Source organism: Brevundimonas sp. DC300-4, assembly GCF_049897365.1.
GTDB lineage: Bacteria > Pseudomonadota > Alphaproteobacteria > Caulobacterales > Caulobacteraceae > Brevundimonas.
This window is the reverse complement of record NZ_JAFCWC010000004.1, coordinates 81667-100245: the sequence shown is the minus strand read 5'-3', so window position 1 is coordinate 100245 and position 18579 is coordinate 81667. Positions and strand designations below refer to the sequence as shown.

At 65.8% G+C, this 18579-nt stretch carries 22 protein-coding genes and 1 tRNA gene; 8 read left to right on the top strand and 15 right to left on the bottom strand.

Annotation, left to right across the window (positions count from 1 at the left end; all coding sequences use genetic code 11):
• Window positions 1-208 precede the first annotated feature (208 nt).
• The gene (locus ACP7AZ_RS08385) at window positions 209-787 is read right to left on the bottom strand and encodes a hypothetical protein (RefSeq protein ID WP_426037941.1); all 579 of its coding nucleotides are present in this window, start codon (window positions 785-787) and stop codon (window positions 209-211) included.
• A gap of 228 nt (window positions 788-1015) precedes the next feature.
• On the opposite strand from ACP7AZ_RS08385, the gene ACP7AZ_RS08380 reads away from it, so the two are divergent.
• Complete coding sequence (locus ACP7AZ_RS08380) at window positions 1016-1615, top strand: tyrosine-type recombinase/integrase (RefSeq protein WP_426037939.1); 600 nt, start codon at window positions 1016-1018, stop codon at window positions 1613-1615.
• A gap of 50 nt (window positions 1616-1665) precedes the next feature.
• Here ACP7AZ_RS08380 and ACP7AZ_RS08375 read toward each other — a convergent pair whose 3' ends face one another.
• Both ACP7AZ_RS08375 and ACP7AZ_RS08370 read right to left on the bottom strand, forming a co-directional pair.
• A complete protein-coding gene (locus ACP7AZ_RS08375) occupies window positions 1666-2880 on the bottom strand; it encodes a tyrosine-type recombinase/integrase (RefSeq protein ID WP_426037937.1) in 1215 nt (404 codons plus the stop codon).
• A gap of 151 nt (window positions 2881-3031) precedes the next feature.
• Window positions 3032-3108: transfer RNA gene (locus ACP7AZ_RS08370), tRNA-Arg, on the bottom strand.
• Between the two features lie 139 nt (window positions 3109-3247).
• Here ACP7AZ_RS08370 and ACP7AZ_RS08365 point away from each other — a divergent pair.
• The gene (locus tag ACP7AZ_RS08365; protein WP_426037935.1) at window positions 3248-4540 is read left to right on the top strand and encodes a hypothetical protein; all 1293 of its coding nucleotides are present in this window, start codon (window positions 3248-3250) and stop codon (window positions 4538-4540) included.
• 284 nt (window positions 4541-4824) lie between these two features.
• Here the strand turns inward: ACP7AZ_RS08365 and ACP7AZ_RS08360 are convergent, their stop codons facing one another.
• Both ACP7AZ_RS08360 and ACP7AZ_RS08355 read right to left on the bottom strand, forming a co-directional pair.
• A complete protein-coding gene (locus ACP7AZ_RS08360) occupies window positions 4825-5619 on the bottom strand; it encodes an SDR family oxidoreductase (RefSeq protein ID WP_426037933.1) in 795 nt (264 codons plus the stop codon).
• Window positions 5616-5918: a 4a-hydroxytetrahydrobiopterin dehydratase gene (locus tag ACP7AZ_RS08355; RefSeq protein ID WP_426037931.1), complete on the bottom strand. Its 303-nt coding sequence runs from the start codon at window positions 5916-5918 to the stop codon at window positions 5616-5618. Before ACP7AZ_RS08355 ends, ACP7AZ_RS08360 begins: the two co-directional genes overlap by 4 nt.
• A gap of 139 nt (window positions 5919-6057) precedes the next feature.
• Between ACP7AZ_RS08355 and ACP7AZ_RS08350 the strand changes: the two genes are divergently transcribed.
• From ACP7AZ_RS08350 to ACP7AZ_RS08330, 5 genes are all read left to right on the top strand, one after another.
• On the top strand, window positions 6058-6765 hold the full coding sequence (locus ACP7AZ_RS08350; protein WP_426037929.1) for a Crp/Fnr family transcriptional regulator: 708 nt from the start codon (window positions 6058-6060) through the stop codon (window positions 6763-6765).
• 62 nt (window positions 6766-6827) lie between these two features.
• Window positions 6828-7628, top strand: a complete 801-nt coding sequence (locus ACP7AZ_RS08345) for a class I SAM-dependent methyltransferase (protein ID WP_426037927.1) — start codon at window positions 6828-6830, stop codon at window positions 7626-7628.
• Between the two features lie 44 nt (window positions 7629-7672).
• Window positions 7673-9214, top strand: a complete 1542-nt coding sequence (gene ubiB / locus ACP7AZ_RS08340) for a 2-polyprenylphenol 6-hydroxylase (RefSeq protein ID WP_426038469.1) — start codon at window positions 7673-7675, stop codon at window positions 9212-9214.
• 16 nt (window positions 9215-9230) lie between these two features.
• Window positions 9231-9755, top strand: a complete 525-nt coding sequence (locus ACP7AZ_RS08335; RefSeq protein WP_426037925.1) for a hypothetical protein — start codon at window positions 9231-9233, stop codon at window positions 9753-9755.
• A gap of 31 nt (window positions 9756-9786) precedes the next feature.
• Window positions 9787-10500, top strand: a complete 714-nt coding sequence (locus ACP7AZ_RS08330) for a hypothetical protein (protein ID WP_426037923.1) — start codon at window positions 9787-9789, stop codon at window positions 10498-10500.
• On the opposite strand, the gene arfB is transcribed toward ACP7AZ_RS08330, so the two are convergent.
• From arfB to ACP7AZ_RS08285, 9 genes are all read right to left on the bottom strand, one after another.
• Entirely contained in the window at window positions 10497-10898 is a 402-nt protein-coding gene (gene arfB / locus ACP7AZ_RS08325; RefSeq protein ID WP_426037921.1) for an alternative ribosome rescue aminoacyl-tRNA hydrolase ArfB, read from the bottom strand. The genes ACP7AZ_RS08330 and arfB overlap by 4 nt on opposite strands.
• Entirely contained in the window at window positions 10895-11359 is a 465-nt protein-coding gene (locus ACP7AZ_RS08320; protein WP_426037919.1) for a YaiI/YqxD family protein, read from the bottom strand. Before ACP7AZ_RS08320 ends, arfB begins: the two co-directional genes overlap by 4 nt.
• Window positions 11360-11532: 173 nt before the next feature.
• Window positions 11533-12885, bottom strand: a complete 1353-nt coding sequence (locus ACP7AZ_RS08315; RefSeq protein ID WP_426037917.1) for an amidohydrolase family protein — start codon at window positions 12883-12885, stop codon at window positions 11533-11535.
• The gene (locus tag ACP7AZ_RS08310) at window positions 12885-14375 is read right to left on the bottom strand and encodes an amidohydrolase (RefSeq protein WP_426037915.1); all 1491 of its coding nucleotides are present in this window, start codon (window positions 14373-14375) and stop codon (window positions 12885-12887) included. Before ACP7AZ_RS08310 ends, ACP7AZ_RS08315 begins: the two co-directional genes overlap by 1 nt.
• Window positions 14376-14456: 81 nt before the next feature.
• Window positions 14457-14735 carry a DUF167 family protein gene (locus ACP7AZ_RS08305; RefSeq protein WP_426037913.1) on the bottom strand — a complete coding sequence of 93 codons (279 nt, stop codon included), beginning with the start codon at window positions 14733-14735 and terminating at the stop codon, window positions 14457-14459.
• 13 nt (window positions 14736-14748) lie between these two features.
• Window positions 14749-15126 (bottom strand): ammonium transporter, encoded by a 378-nt coding sequence (locus ACP7AZ_RS08300; protein WP_426037910.1) that lies wholly within the window; start codon window positions 15124-15126, stop codon window positions 14749-14751.
• Window positions 15123-15419, bottom strand: a complete 297-nt coding sequence (locus ACP7AZ_RS08295) for an autorepressor SdpR family transcription factor (RefSeq protein ID WP_426037908.1) — start codon at window positions 15417-15419, stop codon at window positions 15123-15125. The genes ACP7AZ_RS08300 and ACP7AZ_RS08295 overlap by 4 nt, the downstream gene beginning before the upstream one ends.
• A 110-nt stretch (window positions 15420-15529) precedes the next feature.
• A complete protein-coding gene (locus ACP7AZ_RS08290; RefSeq protein ID WP_426037906.1) occupies window positions 15530-16459 on the bottom strand; it encodes an electron transfer flavoprotein subunit alpha/FixB family protein in 930 nt (309 codons plus the stop codon).
• The gene (locus tag ACP7AZ_RS08285) at window positions 16460-17224 is read right to left on the bottom strand and encodes an electron transfer flavoprotein subunit beta/FixA family protein (protein ID WP_426037904.1); all 765 of its coding nucleotides are present in this window, start codon (window positions 17222-17224) and stop codon (window positions 16460-16462) included. It abuts the gene before it with no gap.
• A 112-nt stretch (window positions 17225-17336) separates the two neighbouring features.
• Between ACP7AZ_RS08285 and ACP7AZ_RS08280 the strand changes: the two genes are divergently transcribed.
• Window positions 17337-17678 (top strand): hypothetical protein, encoded by a 342-nt coding sequence (locus tag ACP7AZ_RS08280; RefSeq protein WP_426037902.1) that lies wholly within the window; start codon window positions 17337-17339, stop codon window positions 17676-17678.
• Window position 17679: 1 nt separating this feature from the next.
• Here the strand turns inward: ACP7AZ_RS08280 and ACP7AZ_RS08275 are convergent, their stop codons facing one another.
• Window positions 17680-18567 (bottom strand): alpha/beta fold hydrolase, encoded by an 888-nt coding sequence (locus tag ACP7AZ_RS08275; RefSeq protein WP_426037900.1) that lies wholly within the window; start codon window positions 18565-18567, stop codon window positions 17680-17682.
• Window positions 18568-18579: the final 12 nt, after the last annotated feature.

Genomic DNA, 18579 nt, shown 5'->3' with positions numbered 1-18579 from the left:
TCATTCTGCACTTATGCATAAATAGACACAGGACAGATTCGCGACAGGGGATTTGTCCTGATGACGAAACACACAACAGGTCACAATCACAAGTAATCACATCAACAGTACAAACTGCCCTTAGTGTCCTTACGTTGTACGAGGAACACCGGCACCATAGCGCTGCAGCCAACAGTAAACAGTGACAATCTGTTGCAATTCCCTCCGTTCAACTGGTTGCATCTGACTTGCATTCGACAAATGTTACAATGGCACCTACGTTTGTCACGTCGACTGGATCGCGATAAGCAAACTTTCGTGCGAGATATTGGTCTTTTTCGTAGATTAGGCTATATCTTGCCATTCTCGCAACCCATTCCCGCCATGGTTCCAAGTCCTCAATAGACGCTTCTTCGATTGTTCGGAACCGCTCCATCATTTCATTCTCTACACTAGGCGGCATAACGATGAGGTGAGTCGCCAAGGTCTGTTCAGGTTCATCACCCGTATAGGCATACCAGATCTCATCTATATAAACTTGGACGATCACAGGCTCCCCATCGCATTGACCAGATACGAACGCTCCGTATTGCCCTAGTTCATCGTTGTGGTAATAACGAATTTCGTAATGCATATTGTTCGGCAACGCCAGATTAATAACGTGCCCTTCGTTTGTACGATATCGAGTCCGCAAGACCCAGCCGCCAATATCTAGAGCTTTACCAGACCATGTATTTGGTCGAATGTTGAAAACATCTGGGCTGTAAATCTTATTCGCGTAAGTCTGTCTATTTTCGCTTTTGTTCATGTGATATTTCCTTTTTTTTATCACATCATCATTGTTCCGTTTTTGGGAATTATAGTTAGGACATTTACAGTGCTGCTCTTTTGTCCTAATTATAAAATATACAAATTATTATCAGCCGTCACAAAGCTATGATCTGATTGATCATTCTCACCTGCCTCAAATGTGTACGATCATTTCTTATTATATTACATCTCTCCTACTACGTTCTATAATCAGTGGGAGGGTTCTATGGGACTTGGAAAACAGGCAAAGACGCTTTCGAAATCGCAAGTGGAGATGGTCTACAACTATGTAGGTTCGCTCCGGCACGGTTTGCGGAATCAGACCGTGCTTCTCCTGTCCGTCCGAGCGGGATTTCGGGCAAAGGAGATCGCTCACCTTCGATGGACAATGGTCCTAGGTTCAGACGGCGAAGTGTCTGAAACGATCAACCTCACCAATGACGCTTCGAAGGGTGAGTCCGGACGTGAGATCCCCATCAACAAGGGATTGCGATCCTGTCTGATCGCTCTCTACGGCAAAGACCGGGTGCAACGAGGATTTGATCCGCATACCAGTTTTGTTGTGCGCACCGAGCGAGCCGCCAGGACGTCACCGCAAGCGGTCGTGAACACGTTTCTGCGCTGGTATCACGACATCGGTTTGATCGGGTGTTCGTCTCACTCCGGCAGACGGACCTTCATCACGAATGCTGCTCGGAAAATCTCGACGGTTGGGGGGTCGATCAGAGACGTCCAGATGCTCGCTGGTCACTCCTCGCTTCAGACCACACAACGCTACATCGAGGGGAGCAGCGAAGCTCGAAGTCGTATTGTGGATTTAGTCTGAAAACTGATCCGCCGTCCCCGCCAGCCTAGCCAGCCCAAGCGTTTGGCTTGCTAGGAGAACGGGTACTGGTTGGAATCGTTGCTCGAAACGGTCTGACTGCTTTTGGTAATTTGGGCTGCCAGCGTTGACGTGACCGTCTGTCCGTAGAACTTTTCGAGCATCTCTACGGAGGTGCCCATCTGTTTCGCCAGCAGGAACGGACTCGTATCGTGAGAGAGACGCTGAGTGGCATAGAAGTGCCGCAGTGAGTACACGGTCCGGGTACCACCGTCTTTTTCAGCCGGGATGCCAGCATGGCTTAGCAGGGACTGGAAGGACCGCATCATCGTCCCGATGGCGGTCCCATCCTTGTGACAGACCACAAAATTAGAGGGCACCGGGTCCTGCCCCAGCTCCTCTTTGCGTAGATCAAATAGCCGCTTCACGTAGATGTCTGCTCCCCCTTGGAACACCACCTCACGCTTCCCTGTCTTTCCCCTCACGTACGCAACGAGATGAGCCGCTTTGTCGGTCTTGACCGTCCGCAGGTCGCCCCACCGGAGACCACGAAGTTCTCCGACACGCATCCCGGTATTGGCTAGGATGAAAAACACCTGCTGAGAGACGAACCGATCTCGCCAAGTCGACTTCTTTTTTCCCTCCCGCACCCAAGCCCGCCCTGCCTTGATGATGGTCCGCCACTCGTCGAGGGTGAAAGTGGGTCGCCGGTCGCTTGTAGCTTTGGGCGGGGCGGTTTCAGGCAGCTTCGAGATGTAGCCCCTCATCAGGGCATATTTGAACACCGGCATGAGCGAAGTTCGCTCTCGACGCAGCGTCCCGTTTGAGGGCTGCTTCTTGCTGAAGTTAGATTTCCGCCAAGCCCAAAACTGAGAGAATTCCGACGCTCCGATTTGCTCAATCCGATAAGCCCCGAAAAACTTAACTGCGTAGATCTCCACCCGATCAATGGTCGCATCCCATGACCCGCCACGGCTGGTTCCCATGGTGGTGACGTGCTTTTTCCATTCTTCGAAAACCTGCTTGAACGTCTTCGATTGGACGGAGCCGCCCGCTTTCACGTGCATGTAGAGGCTCTCGTAAAGGTCTAGAGCGAACCGCTCCGCTTCACGATCGTTGGCGGTTTTCGTGGTGACGATTTTGTAGCCGGCAGCGTTGGGCACACGGATCCGTGCCTGCCACTTCGGATTTTTCAGCCCGGGACGCTTGTAGAGGATGACTCTGCCATCTCCCCGGACGTCGATCCGGTCTGCGTCGTCAGCGTCCATCGGAACCCTCCCGTCGATTTCCATATCATAATCAGAGGGTTCGCATTTGATACTGCTTTTTGTACAGCTTTTGCTCATAGCAAAAACAGCAGTTTAGCGACGAGTGTCGCTTGCAGCGACTCGCTAGAATATTGATTTTATTGAAAGAAAATGGCGCACCCGACAGGATTCGAACCTGTGACCCCTGCCTTCGGAGGGCAGTACTCTATCCAGCTGAGCTACGGGTGCATCCGCCGGGCCTCGCGGCCGGACGAAGGGCCTTACAGCAGGTCGCGGCCGGCCTCAATCCCGGAAAGGCTGGACCCGGAACGGCTTGGCGAAGGGCGCGGCCCCGCCTAGCGTGCCGGGGTCTTTGCGGAGTCCGTCCATGCGTCGCCTGTTCCTTGCCGCCCTCGCCCTGCCCCTTCTGCTGGTCGCGGCCTGCGCCACCGCCCCTTCGCCCGATCCGTCCGGCGACAGTCTGGATGCCGTGGCGCGGGACTATGTCGCCCTGATCCTGGAGATCGGCGAGCGCGAGCCCGGCTATGTCGACGCCTACTACGGCCCGCCGGAATGGGCCGCGGCGGCGAAAGCCAACCCGCGCGAGGTCCCGGCCCTGATCCAGGGCGCAGCCTCCCTTGCCGGGCGACTGAACGCCCTGTCGACGCGGGGCGCGGAGCCCGCCGTGGTGCAGCGAAAGGCCTATCTGCTGGCTCATGTCTCGGCGGCATCGGCCCGTCTGCACATGATCGGCGGGGAGCGGATGAGCTTCGCCGACGAGGCCTATGCCCTGTTCGGCGTCCGGCCCGAGCTGAAACCGCTGACCGCCTATGATCCGATCCTGGCGCGGATCGACGGTCTGGTTCCGGGAGCCGGCCCCCTGGCCGACCGGGTCTCGGCCTTCCGTAACGGCTTCGTCATTCCGACCGACCGGCTGCAGGTCGTGATGGACGCGGCCATCGCCGAGTGCCGCGCCCGGACGATCCGCCATATTCCCCTGCCGGCCAACGAGCGGTTCACCCTAGCCTTCGTCACCGACAAGCCATGGTCAGGCTACAACTATTTCCAAGGCGACGCGGCCTCGAAGATCGAGATCAACACCGACCAGCCGATCTTCACCGACCGGGCGATCGACCTGGGCTGCCATGAGGGTTACCCCGGTCACCACGTCTACAACGCCCTGCTGGAACGGACCTTCGTCGCCGAGCGCGGCTGGGTCGAGATGAGCGTCTATCCGCTGTATTCGCCGATGTCGTTCGTGGCCGAGGGCAGCGCCAACTACGGCATCGATCTGGCCTTCCCCGGCGACGAGGCGGCGACGTTCGAGCGCGACGTCCTGCTGCCTCTGGCGGGACTGACCGGCGCCCCGGTCGAGGAAAAGGCCGAGCTGAACGCCCTGGTCCGCCAGCTGGCGCGGGCCGAATACACCATCGCCGACGACTATCTGGCCGGCCGCGTCGGTCGCGAGGCGACCATCGCCAAACTGTCAAAATACATGCTGACGACAACCGAGCGGGCGACCCAGCGGCTGCGCTTCATCGAGACCTACCGCAGCTACATCATCAACTACGGCCTCGGACGCGACACGGTGCAGGCCTGGGTCGAACGCCAGGGTCCCGACCCCTGGGACGGCATGGAGACATTGCTGTCCAGCCAGATCCTGCCGGCGGATATCATCTGAGGCGGAGCCGACTGAGCGCGACTCCAAAAAGCGAGTCGACAGAGTCGACAGAGTCGCGCCGGCCAGGGCAGTCGGGATGGCGATGTCAAAGACCGGGAGACAGTGTCTCACGGTTTTCAGGGGCGCCTGGGATAAAGCTCTAAATCGTGGCCGGGCGTTGATCCGATTGAGGAAATCGGACGATCCGTTGACGGGTGTGGTGCGCTTTCCCTCTCCCGGCGGGAGAGGGCTTGAGCGTCCAGGAGCGTCAGCGATTGGAAACGCGAAAGGGTGAGGCGGAACGGCTATTGAGCCGTCATGCCGCCGTCGATCTTGAACTCGGCGCCGGTGACGAATTTGGCTTCGTCGGAGGCGAGGTAGAGGACGCAATAGGCCACGTCGTTCGGTTCGCCGATCCGCTTGAGCGGGATGCCGCGCGCCAGCCGTTCGTGAGCCTTGGCCTCGTCACCGCCGGCCATGGCGATGAAGGGATCGAGGATGCCGGTCTTGATGAAGACCGGGTGGACCGAGTTGACGCGGACGTTCCACTCCATCTTCGCGGCCTCAAGGGCGACGGTCTTGGTGTACATCCAGACGCCCGCCTTGGTGGCGTTGTAGGCGCCCATGCCCGGCCCTGCGGCCAGGCCTGCGATCGACGAGATGTTGACAATGGAGGCCGAGCCAGACGCCCGCAGATGCGGCATGGCGTGTTTGCAGCCGAACATGACCGAGCGCAGGTTGATCTCGTACTGGCGCTGCCAGTTTTCGGCCGTGTCCTGCTCGCAGAAGAGCAGGACGTCGCCAACGCCGGCGTTGTTCACCAGGACCGACAGGCTGCCCATGTCGGCCGCGGCCCGTGCGACGACATCGATCCAATGGGCTTCCGAGGCCACGTCGTGGGCATAGGCGAAGGCGGCGCCCGGGATCTCGGCGTTGATCCGTTTGGCCAGGTCTTTCGCGCCCGCGCCGTTGATGTCGGTGATCGCGACCTTCGACCCTTCGCGCGCCAGCATCCAGGCGATGGCCTCGCCCAGTCCCTGGGCCCCGCCCGTGATCAGTGCGGCCTTGCCCGCGACGCGTCCTGCCGTGCTCATTGTCATTCCCCTCCCAGGGATTTCGCGGCGGCGTCGATGAAGCGCGCCATCGTCGTGTCGAGTTCGGTGACGCCGCCGGCGTCGTGGGTCGTCAGCAGCACCGTGACCCGGTTGTAGACGTTCGACCATTCCGGATGATGGTCCATGGTCTCGGCCTTCAAGGCCACGCGCATCATGAAAGCAAAGGCGGTGTTGAAGTCGGCGAACTTCAGCGTCCGCTCGATCGCGGGGCGGTCGCCGTCGTGGACGGACCAGCCGGTCAGGCCCTGGATGGCGGCTGCGGGATCGAGGGTCGGTCTGGCCATGAATGTCTCCTGATCGTCGGGGGTAGCGGCAGCGCCGCGCCCCCGCAAGGCGCCGCTACGTCAGCCGGCCGGCCGGCACTGGAACAGACGAAGACGCTGAGGCGTTGGGAAGCGTCGCCTTACGGAACGGAGCTACATCGTGGACAATCTCTGGATCGCCTCGCTGGACGACGCCGACCGCAAACGGCTGGAGCCGCACCTGGCCGAACGGGCTTTCACCCAGGGGCAGATGCTGTACGACGCGGGCGAGGCTGTGGACCAGGTCTGGTTCCCGCTGAACGGGGTCGTCTCCCTGATGACCGTCCTGCCCGAGGACAGGATGGTCGAGACCGCCGCCATCGGTCGAGAAGGCCTGATCGGCGTGACCTGCGGCCCGATGAACGCCCGCGCCTCGAGCCGCGCCATCGCCCAGATCGAGGGCTCCGCCGCCTGCTGCTCCGCAGACATCTTCTCCGATGCCCTGGCAGAGAGCCCCGGCATGCGCACCGCCCTGTCCAAATTCACCGAAAGCCTGTTCGCCCAGGTGCAGCAGACTGCCGCCTGCAACGCACAGCACCGGCTGGACGAGCGGCTGGCCCGCTGGCAGCTGACCCTGCACGACCGCGCCCAGTCAAACCGGTTCCACCTGACCCAAGCGGACATCGCCGTCATGCTGGGTGTTCGTCGCGCGACCGTTTCCGAAGTCGGGGCCGAGCTCGAGGGCAAACACCTGATCCGGCGCGGCCGGGGCTGGGTCGAGGTGCTGGACCGCAAGGCGCTCGAGGAGGCCGCCTGCGGCTGTTACGGCGCCATGCGCGGGGTGATGAAGGATCTCGGCGTGCCGCGGCCCAGGGCGCCGCACGCCTGAGTCGATGGCCCGCGACGGCGAGGCCCGGTGACGCAGGCTTCACAGCGCGCTAGACCGCAAAGATGAGCGCTTCTCCAGATTCCTCTCAGCCTCGGGGCCCGCACTCGTCAGGCGGCACCTCCTCCTTCGGTTTCCGCGATGTGGACGCCCGCGAGAAGGTGCGGATGGTGCGGGGCGTGTTCGACAGCGTGGCCTCCAGCTACGACCTGATGAACGACCTTATGAGCGGGGGCGTGCACCGGCTGTGGAAGGACGCGGCCGCCGCCAGGCTGAACCCCCGACCGGGCGAGACCATCCTGGACGTCGCGGGCGGCACCGGCGACATGGCGCGGCGCTATTCGAAGATGGCGCGGCGGGCGCAGGAGCGGCGCGGCGGCGAGGATGCCTCCGTCATCGTGCTCGACTACAATGCCGAGATGATCCTGGCCGGCGTCGAAAAGGGCGGCGAGCCGGAGATGATCTGGACCGTCGGCGACGCCATGGCCCTGCCGATCCCCGACGCCTCGGTCGACGCCTATTCGATCAGTTTCGGCATCCGCAATGTGTCGGACATCGCCGTGGCCCTGAAGGAGGCGCGGCGGGTGTTGAAGCCCGGCGGGCGGTTCCTGTGCCTGGAGTTCTCGCGGCCCACGGCCGAGGCGGTGCGCAAGGCCTATGACGCCTGGTCCTTCCACGCCATTCCGCGCATCGGCGGCTGGGTGGCCAAGGATCGCGACAGCTACCAGTATCTGGTCGAGAGCATCCGCCGCTTCCCCGACCAGTCGACCTTCAAGGCCATGATCGAGCAAGCCGGGTTCTCCCGCGTCGCCGTGACCAACCTGTCGGGCGGCGTCGCCGCGATCCACTTCGGGTGGGCGGTCTGAGCTTTCCGGCCGCATATCGGGTCGCGCCCGCCGCCCCGCCGACCGTGGCCGTGCGCGATCCCGTCCGCGCGACCTGGCGGCTGATCCGCTGGGGCGCCGCCCTGGCCAGGCACGACGCCCTGCTCCCGCGCGAGATCACCGGCCTGCTGCCCGCCTGGGTCAGGGTTCTCGCGGGGTTCATCCACCTGTTCGCCGGGCGCGAGGGTCGCGACGGACGGCCGGGCCAGCGTCTGGGTCGGGCGTTCGAAACCCTGGGGCCGGTGGCGATCAAGCTCGGTCAGGTCATGGCCACGCGGGCCGACATCTTCGGCATCGAGTTTGCGCGCGACCTGGGCCGGCTGAAGGACAAGCTGCCGCCCTTCCCGACCGACGAGGCGCGCCGCGAGATCGAGCGCTCCCTCGGTCGGCCGGTCGAGAGCCTGTTCATCGATTTCGGCGATCCGATCGGGGCGGCCTCCCTGGCCCAGGCACACCCCGCCTGGCTGGCCGATGGGCGCAAGGTGGCGGTCAAGGTGCTGCGCCCCGGCGTGGAACGTCGCGTGGTCAAGGGGCTGGACGCCATGCGTCTGGCGGCCGGACTGGTGCACAGGCTGGTCCCTGCGGCGCGGCGACTGGAGCCCGAAGCCTTCGTCGAGACTGTGGCCCGGTCGATGTATCTGGAGCTCGACATGCGGCTGGAGGCGGCGGCGGCCTCCGAATTACACGACATCATGGAGAAGGCCCGGGCCGACGGCGCCCATATGACCGCGCCCAAGGTGGTCTGGGACGGGGTCGGCAAGCGGGTGCTGACCCTGGAGTGGGCCGTGGGCCTGCCAATGACCGACCCGGCCGCGATCGAACAGCCGGGCATGGACATCAACGCCCTTGCCGACAATGTCGTCCGCGCCTTCCTGGTCCAGGCGCTGGACTACGGGACCTTCCACGCCGACCTGCACGAGGGAAATCTGTTCGCCTCGGCCCCGGCCGAGCTGAGCGCCGTCGATTTCGGCATCATCGGCCGGCTGAACCCCGGCGAGCGGCGCTACCTCGCCGAGATCCTGTGGGGCTTCCTGACGCGCGACTACCCGCGCATCGCCCGGGTCCATTTCGAGGCCGGCTACGTGCCGCCGCACCATTCGGTCGAGGCCTTCGCCCAGGCCTTGCGCGCCGTTGGAGAGCCGGTAATAGGCCGTGCCGCGTCCCAGGTCTCGATGGGCCGGTTGCTGGGCCAGCTGTTCGAGATCACCGCCCTGTTCGACATGCATCTGCGGCCCGAACTGATCCTGCTGCAGAAGACCATGGTCTCGGTCGAGGGTGTGGCGCGACGCCTGAACCCGGACCATGATCTGTGGGCCGCGGCCCAGCCGGTGGTGGAGCGCTGGATCACCCGCGAGCTCGGTCCCAGGGCCCAGGTGCGGGACGGCCTGCGCGAGATCCTCTCGGGCGCCCGGGCCCTGTCGCGACTGGTGCAGGAGCCGCCCACCAGCCAGACGGTCATCGTCGAGCGGGTGAAGACCCCGACCTGGCTGGCCGTCTGCGTCGTCGTCGCGACCGGCCTCTCGGCCGCCGCCCTCATTGTGTCGCTTTGGCCCCGGATTGTGGGATGACACAGTCGGAGTCCGCATGACCGTCTCGATCAAGATCCCCCTTCTCGTCCTCGCCCTGGCCGCCCTGGCCGGGCCCGTGCTCGCCCAGGCGACGCCCCCGGCGCAGCTGGCCCCCCGCGGAGGCGCCGCTGCCACCCTGCCCAACACCTTCGACAACCCGACCGCTCCGGCCGCGCCCGCCGTGCGCGCGCCCGCCGCCCCGGGCGGTCAGGTCTCGGATGCCCAGATGGCCGAGGCCGCGCTGCGCGCCGTCATCGAACAGCTCAAGGCCGGCGACATCCAGGAGGCGATGTTCACGCCGGACCTCGGGCGTCGCCTGAACAGCCAGATGACCACCTTCTCGCCCCTGGTCCAGGGCTTCGGCGACCTGCAGACGATCGAGCCGTCCGGCGTCGACGATGGCGTGGCCCAGTATCTGGTCACCTTCGACAATGCCGCGACCCAGTGGCTGATCGGGCTGGAAGAGGGCGGGCTGATCGCCGCCCTGCTGTTCCGCCCGGCGCCGCCTGAATCGTCCGACCCGCCGTCGCCCGACGCCTGATCCCCTCCGCCCCTCCTTTCGGGAACCCTCCATGAAGCGTCTCGCCCCCATCGTCCTCGGCGTGGCCGTCCTGGGTCTCGTCCCCGGCGGCTGCGCGTCCGGCCCGGGTGGCCCGATGGGGGGCCCCGGCGGTGCGCAGGGACCGGGTCCCGGCCTGTTCGTCAGTCCCTTCGGCGAGCTGTTCTTCGCCGAACCGGGCGAGCCCTGGCCGGTCGCCGGCTGGTTCTCGGGCGCCGATGCCGACAGCGACGGCCGGGTGACGCAGGAAGAATTCACCGCCGACGGGATCCGCCAGTTCCGCGCACTGGACGTGCGCCGCGACGACCGGCTGACCCCCGACGAGATCGCGGCCTACGAAGCGGATCTGGCTGAGGCCCGCGCCCGTCTGCCGGGCATGGCGGGCGGGCCCCGTGAGCCCGGGCGCCGTCTGCAAGGCTTCAGCGGCGGCATGGCCCTGGGCCTGGCCGAACCCGCCCAGCAACAGGGCAGCCGCAGCGCCCCCCGCCAGCGCGCGCCGACCGGCCCGCTGGCCTACGGACCGATCGCCGCGGCCGGGTTCTTCAACTATCCGCAACCGGTCAAGGCCGCCGACCTCGACATCAACCAGACCGTGACGGCCCAGGAGTGGGCGCAGGCGACGGACCGCTGGTTCATCGCCCTGGACACCGATCAGGACGGCGCCCTGACCCTGGCGACCCTGCCGCGCACGCCGCTGCAGCAGATGATGGATCGCGGTCCGCGCTAATCCAGCGCCGGCTTGCCGCGTCCGCTCTTGATCGTGGCGCGGCCCGACTTGGCCTGGAGGCGGCGTTCCTTCGACGCCCGCGTCGGCCGGGTCGGGACGCGGTAGGTCGGGGCCACCGAGGCCTTTTCGACCAGGTCCTGAAGCCGTTCGATGGCGTCGGCGCGGTTGCGCTCCTGGGTCCGGTGACGAACGGCGGTGATCAGGATCACGCCCTCCAGGGTCAACCGGCTGCCGGCCAGTTTCATCAGCCGCTCGCGCACGGGCTCCCTCAGCGAGGGCGAGTTCCTGGCGTCGAACCGCATCTGCACGGCGGTCGAGACCTTGTTGACGTTTTGCCCGCCCGGTCCGCCAGCACGGTAGAAGTGAAACTCCAGCTCGCTCTCGGGGATGGTGGTCATCGCGGCGCCCGCTTCGCCATGATCACTGCGCGGTCCAGCGCCTGAAGAAAGGCCGAACGGTCCCTGGGCCCGAACGGCGGCGGGCCGGAGGTGGCGACCCCCATCGACCGCAGATGCTCGCCCACCATCCGCCCTGCGAGGGCCGAGCCGATCGAGTCCGGCGTGAAGGGATGGCCGTTCGATTTCAGCGCCTGTGCCCCGGATTTCAGGCAGCGGTCGGCCAGCGGGATGTCGGCGGTGATGACGATATCGCCCGGTCCAGCGCGTTCGGCGATCCAGTCGTCGGCGATGTCGGGACCGGCATCGACGACAATCTGTTCGATCCACGTTTCGCGTGGCGTGTTGATCCAGCTGTTCGAGACCACAAACACCTGCAGGCCGTAGCGGGCCGCCACGCGATAGACCTCGTCCTTTACCGGACAGGCGTCGGCGTCGATGAAGAGGCGGGGGGCGGCGGACATTCGCTCCCTATACCTCTCCCTCCCCCTGCGGGGGAGGGGCGTCGCGAAGCGACGGGGTGGGAGCGGCGAGGTGATCCAGACACAGACCCCGTCCCTGTTTCGCCTTGCCGCCCCCACCCGGCTTCGCTGGGCTCAGCCACCCTCCCCCCGAGGGGGAGGGAGAAGGCCTCGATTTACCGCCCGTAGGCGACCGGCATCCCTCCGGCCTGACGCCCGCCGTTGAGATAGCGGTCGCGCAGGAGGATCTGGCGGCTGGTCAGGGACTGTTCCTGGCCGTTGATGAACTCCGCCGTCACCGACGACAGAGGCTCCAGCGGATCGCCGGACCAGACGACCACATCGGCCGCTGCGCCCGCGCGCAGCTCGCCGAACTGGCCCGCCATGCCGAAGATACGCGCCGGATTGACCGTCAGGGCCGCGATGGCCGCCTCGAACGGCAGTCCGTGGGAGACGGCGTTCCCGGCGTTGTAGCGGGCCTCGCGCGCCCTGTGGACCGAGCCCTCGTTGCCCTTGATGGCGATGACGACCCCGGCGGCGTTCAGGGCCGCGGCATTCTCCATCCGCGCCGCCCGGGTCTCGAGATCGCCCGGCAGGTTGGAGATGGGGTTGAGCAGCACCGGCACGTCGGCGGCGGCTATGTCGGCGGCGACCAGCCAGCCTTCCTCGGCGCCGTCCAGGATCAGCTTGACCCCTTCCTCGCGGCCGAGACGCAGGACCTGCTGGATGTCGGCCGCCCGGTGGACGGTGACGATCAGCGGCAGGGTCCCGTTGGCGACCGGGATCAGAGCCTCGAGATCGGCGCGAGAGATCGACAGGTCGCGCAGGGCCGCGCGGTCATAGGCGGCCTTGTTGCGGGCATAGAGGCGGACCTCAGCCAGGGTTTCCTTGAACAGGGTGAATTCGGCGCCGCGCGCGCCGCCGGCGACACCCGCTCCGGCCTCGCCGAACGGAGCAACCATGGCCACGCGAGGCTGGACCAGGATGTCGGTCCCGGCCGCCAGGTGGATCACCGAGGCCGTGCCTGCGAACAGGCCCGGCGTCTGGAACCCGCCCGAACCGGCGCCGGCGAAATCCGAGTCATCCTGATGCTGGTGACCGCCCGAGCCGCCCGGATGGTTGGGGACAACGATGGTGCGGGTGATGCCGCCCAGACGCGCGACCGGAATGGCGATCGACCAGGGGTCGAGGCCGTAGCTGACGTCGAACGAGGCCGAGATGGTGTTGGCGCCGTTGGACTGATCCTCCGACCCCTGGACGGATGAAATCTCGGTCAGGCCGAGGCCGGAATCGACGGCGACGAAACCGGGGGTGACCACCTTGCCACGCGCGTCGATGACGCGGGCTCCGGCCGGAGCGGCCCCGGTCCCGACCGAGACGATACGGCCGCCGGAGATGACGACCGTGCCGTTCTCGATCACCGACGTACCCGTGAGGACGCGCCCCCCGGTGATGGCGGTCACTTGCGCCAGTGCGGGCATGGCCGACAGCGCCAGAGCGGTCAGGGAGATGAGGGCGAAACGGCGCATCAGCGGGCTCCCGGAACGATGTTGGCGGCTGCGATGCCGAAGCCGGGCTGGCCCAGCTCGAAGTCCGAGACAGGCTGATAGCGCGGGTCGAAGCGGTCGAACGTGAGAGCGCCGTCAATGAAGACCTGGTCGGCGCGAGCGTAGACCGAGAACGGATTGGCGCTCCAGATCACAACGTCGCCGCGCAGGCCCGGCGTCAGCGCTCCGGTCTCGTCGCCGATGCCGATCGAGCGGGCGGCGTTGGAGGTGATCCAGCCGATCGCGTGTTCCTCACTGATGTTCAGACCGGCGCGGCGACCCGCGGCGAGCGCGGCGGCGGCTTCCTGGTTCAGGCGCTGAGTCAGCTGGGCGTCGTCGGAATGGATGACGGCGCAACCGCCCTCGGCGGCATCGACCAGGGCGGCATTCTCCTCAACCGCGTCGAGCGCCTCCATCTTGAAGCCCCACCAGCCGGTCCACATGTCGGCGCAGACGCCGGCGGCGGCCAGTTGCGGCGCGATCTTGTAGGCCTCGACAGCGTGGTGGAAGGCCGTGACGCGATAGCCGAACTCATTGGCGATATCGAGCATCACCATCATCTCGTCGGCGCGGTAGCAGTGGTTCTGGACCAGGATAGACCCGTCCAGCACCCCGGCCAGAGTGTCGTTCTGCAGGTTGCGGGTCGGGGGCGAGCCCTCGCCGTCCTCGCGCCACTTGTCCCATTTGGCCTTGTATTCGCGGGCGGCGATGAAGGCGGCGCGATAGCCGGCGACATTGCCCATGCCGGTGGCCGGCGACTGGTTGCGGCCGCCGTAGACGCGCGACGGGTTCTCGCCGCAGGCCATCTTCACGCCATAGGGAGCGCCGGGGAACTTCATCCCCTGCATGCTGATCGACGGAATGTTGCGCACCGTCACCGAGCGGCCGCCGAACAGGTTGGCCGAGCCAGGCAGGATCTGGAGGGTGGTGACTCCGCCGGCGCGGGCGGTGTTGAACCCGGGGTCCTGGGGCCAGATCGAATGTTCGGCCCAGACCTGGGCCGTGTTGGGGCTGGTCGCCTCGTTGCCGTCGCTCATGCCGCTCACGCCGGGCGAGGGATAGACGCCGAGGTGGGAGTGGACGTCGATGACCCCCGGGGTCACGAAGCGACCGCGTGCGTCGACGACGCGGTAGCCGGCGGGGACAGGCATCGAGGCCGGACCCACGGCCTCGACCTTGCCGTCCGACATCAGGACGACGCCGTTCTCGATGCGCTGGTCCGTGCCGGTCAGGACCGTGCCGCCGACGATGGCGACGTTGTCACGCGGCAGCGGCTGGTAGGTCGAGGGATAGGGATCGAGGTTGGTCGAGGCGTCCAGACCGCGCGCCATGGTGCGATCCGTGGAGGCGCCGCCGCTGCTCGATCCGTCGGCCGCGGGCGGGGCGTCAGTGTCCGTTGTGGCGCAGGCCGATAGCGCCAGAGCGCAGGCGATTACGGCGAGGCTGGAGCCCCGCAAGGCGTGACGGATCATTAAACGCTCCCCTTCGCGCCGACGGCGCGGAACGGGGCGGATTACAAGAGCGTCCCAAGCCGTCCGTCAAAGGCGGAAACATTACATTCCTGTAAGGCGGTCGCGAAGCTCCGCATCATCAAGGCCTTCGACCTCGATCATCTTCAGCCGGGACTGTCCGCCGCGCGCCAGGGACACTGCCGAACGGGCCACGCCCAGAGATTTCGCGAGCAGCAGGATCAGGGCGGCGTTGGCCCCGCCTTCGACCGGTCGGGCGCGCACGCGGACCTTGAGGACCGGCCGCCCTTCGGGGTCGACGTCCCAGCCGTCGATGCGATCAGAGGCCGCGCCGGGGGTCAGTTTGATGGCGATCCGGGCCATGGCATCATCCCGATCAGGCCGCCTTCGCCCGGTTCCGCAGCGACAGGCAGTAGATGAAGGTCACCGCCATCCCGAGGATCACCGCGCCGCATCCGACCACGACCGCCGTCATGATGGTCGGCGCGAAGACGAACGCTCCAGCGTAGACGAGGCCGCTGAGCACCATGGACCAGGCGGTGACGCGCTGGGCCTTTCGGGCGCAGTAGCTGGGGGCGAAGGTCTTGGGTATGCGATTGCCGAACGAGGCGATCATCAGGCCGGTGGCGCCCAGAACGATCCGGATCGTCGTCTCCTGGTCGATGTAGCCGAGCTTGCGGGCGAGGCTTGCAGCCAGCGCCAGCACGAGAATGCCGCCGCCCCAGGCGAGGCTGTTGATCAGGTCCTTGTTCATTTCGCCGGCTCCTCTGAAGGCGTCGGCGCATCCGCGCCGAGGCCGAATGAATGGACGAAGCCCAGCAGGGCCTCTTCGAGCACCGAGAGCTTCAGGTGATAGATGACGGACTTTCCGACCTTCTCGGCGTGGACCAGATCAGCCTCTTTCAGCACCGCGAAATGCGCCGACATGGTCGGTTTGGAGACCTCGAACCGGGCGCTGAGTTCGCCGGCGCTCATCGGCCCCTGACGCAGGAACTGAAGCACCCGCCGGCGGGTCGGATCGGAAAGGGCCCTGAAGACACTGCTCATAATGCGACAATTAGCTAATCATCGAAATGAGTCAAGATGTCTGATCTCCGGGCATGAAAAAGGGCGCGGGCCTCTCGGCGCCGCGCCCCCGTTCGAAGCCTCAGAAAGCCTTAGCCCAGAGCGGCCATCAGCTCCGGCACGACCGTCTTGTAGTCGCCGACGATGCCGAAATCCGCGACCTGGAAGATCGGGGCGTCGGCGTCCTTGTTGATGGCGACGATGATCTTGGAGTCCTTCATCCCCGCCAGGTGCTGGATAGCGCCTGAGATGCCGATAGCGATGTAGAGGCCCGGAGCGACGACCTTGCCGGTCTGGCCGACCTGGTAGTCGTTGGGGGCGTAGCCGGCGTCCACAGCTGCGCGAGACGCGCCGACGGCGGCGCCCAGTTTGTCGGCCAGGGGATCCATGACGGCATGGAACTCCTCGGCCGAGCCCAGGGCGCGACCGCCGGAGACGACGATCTTGGCGGCGCCCAGTTCGGGACGGTCCGACTTGACCATCTCCTCGCCGACGAAGGCCGCCTTGCCGGCGTCCGAACCAGCCACGGTCTCGACCGGGGCCGAGCCGCCGTCCGCCGCAGGGACGAAGGCGGTCGGACGCACGGTGATGACCTTTTTCGCGTCCGACGACTGGATCGTCTCCAGGGCGTTGCCGGCATAGATCGGCCGCACGAAGGTGTCTGCGGCGACGACCTCGACGATCTCGGAGATCGGGGCGACGTCCAGCTTGGCCGCAATCCGCGGCATGAAATTCTTGCCGTCCATCGAGGCGGGAGACAGGAACGCGTCGTAGCCGGCGGCAAGGGCCACGACCGTGGCGGTCACGGCCTCGGCCAGCTGGTGGCCCAGCTCGCCGCTCTCGGCCAGCAGCACCTTGCGCACGCCGGTGATCCTGGCGGCGGCATCGGCGGCTGCCTTGGCGCCCGAGCCGACGACCAGAATGTCCACGTCGGAGGACAGGGCGAGAGCCGCGGTCACGGTCTTGTTCGTGCTGTCACGGACGGCCGAACCGTCGTGGTCGGCGATGACGAGGACGGCCATCTACAGGGCTCCCGCAGTCTTGAGTTTGGACACCAGTTCAGCCGCATCGGCGACCTTGATCCCGGCCGAGCGGGTCGGCGGGGCCGTCACCTTGACCACCGTCAAACGGTTGGCCGTATCGACACCGTAGTCGGCGACCGCCTTCATCGCGATCTCCTTTTTCTTGGCCTTCATGATGTTGGGCAGGGAGGCGTAGCGCGGTGTGTTGAGACGCAGGTCCACCGTGATCACGGCCGGCAGGGTCGCCGACAGGGTCTGGTTGCCGCCGTCAACTTCGCGCGTGACCCTGGCCGCGCCGCCGGCGATGTCGATCTTCGCCGCGAACGTGGCCTGGGGCCAGTCGAGCAGGGCGGCCAGCATCTGGCCGACCGCATTGTTGTCGCCGTCGATGGACTGCTTGCCCATCAGGACCAGGTCCGGCTTCTCTTCGGCCACAACGGCGGCCAGCAGCTTGGCGACGGCCAGGGGCTCGAGGTCGGCGTCGGACTGGATCAGGATGCCGCGATCGGCGCCCATGGCCAGGGCGGTGCGGATGGTTTCCTGTGCCTGGGTCACGCCGATCGAGACGACGACGATCTCGGTCACCGTGCCGGCGGCGTGGTGCTCCTTGCCCTCTTTCAGACGAACCGCCTCTTCGACAGCGATCTCGTCGAAGGGATTCATGCTCATCTTGACGTTGGCGAGATCGACGCCGGTCTGGTCCGCCTTGACGCGAGCCTTGACGTTATAGTCGATCACCCGTTTGACGGGGACGAGAACCTTCATGTTTGACTGTCCATAGGATCGCCGGAATGTTGCGGCAGGGAATGGAACGGGCGAAGGAGCCTGTCAACGTAACGCGACGTGAACTTGAAGCGTCGCCGGGAATGAGATTTCGATGAACCGCTTCCTGACCATGCGACGCCTGTCGATCCTGTTCTTCGGACTGTTCGCCGTCTGCGTCGCCGGAGCCTTCGCCTTCCAGCGCTTCTATGTCGCACCCGCCGACGCCTGCGCGCAGAGCGGCCGCTGGTGGTATGAGGAGGGGCGCGAGTGCGTCCAGCCGATCTACCTGCCCGACATCACCGGCCGGCCGGCCGGCGTGACGCGCGCCGAGGCTTCGAACGAGCAGAACCGCCAACTGCTGGCGATCGAGGACCGGCTGGCTGCCGAGCGTGTCGCCCGGGCCGCGGCGACGGAGCGCGACCGCGCCGACTACGCCGCCAAGACCGGCAAATGATCTAGACAGCGGCGTCGAACAGGGCGTCGCGGGCGATATCGGGGCGCAGCATCGGGAAGAAATGCGTGCCGCCGGCCACCGTCTCGACCGAGACCAGCGGCAGGCCGCGCGGCGCGGCCTCGACCGCGCAGGTCGAGTGGATCTCCGCCTTCAGGATGCGGATCGGCCGGCCGCAGTCGCGCATCGCCTTCCAGGGATCGTGCCCCTGGGCGCAATAGTTCGAGGCCTCCCACGCCGGGGGACAGGTCAGGACGAATCCGTCGCCGTCCTCGGTCAGGCCGGCGCCGAGATAGTCGATCACCATGATGTCGGACCAACCCTTGAAGGCGCCACGGCCGCGGTAGGCCGCCAGAGCCTGTTCCCGGCTGTCGAACCGCGCACGACGTCTGAGCGCGCCCTTCACCAGCGGGATATGGCCGGGCAGACGGTTCAGCAGCGGCAGTTGCAGCGCCGCCACCATCCAGCGCTTCCAGACGACCGGATCGAGGGCGACGATCTGGGAGACCTTCCCGGGCCGTTCGGCAGTGGCGAGGATGGCGCTGGTCGCGCCCATGGAATGGCCGGCCATGACCACCGGCGGTCCGTCCAGGCTGTCGAGCAGTGACACGAGGTCGTCGCGGTGATCCTGCCAGCCCTTCCGGCCGGTCGGGAGCGGCAGGGTGGTTGCCCCATGCCCCCTCAGATCGGGCGCGAGGATGCGCAGGGACGACGTCAGCGGCGCCAGAATCGAGCGATAGGTCGCGGCGTTGAACCCGTTCGCGTGGCAGAAGATCAGATCGACCGGCCGCCTCGGGTCGCCGAAGTCGAGGACCGACATGTCTCCGTCGCCCCATCGATTGGCGATGGGCACGGTCATGCGGCGGGGCGGGGAGAGCCGGGCAGCGTCCATGTCGGAAACCTA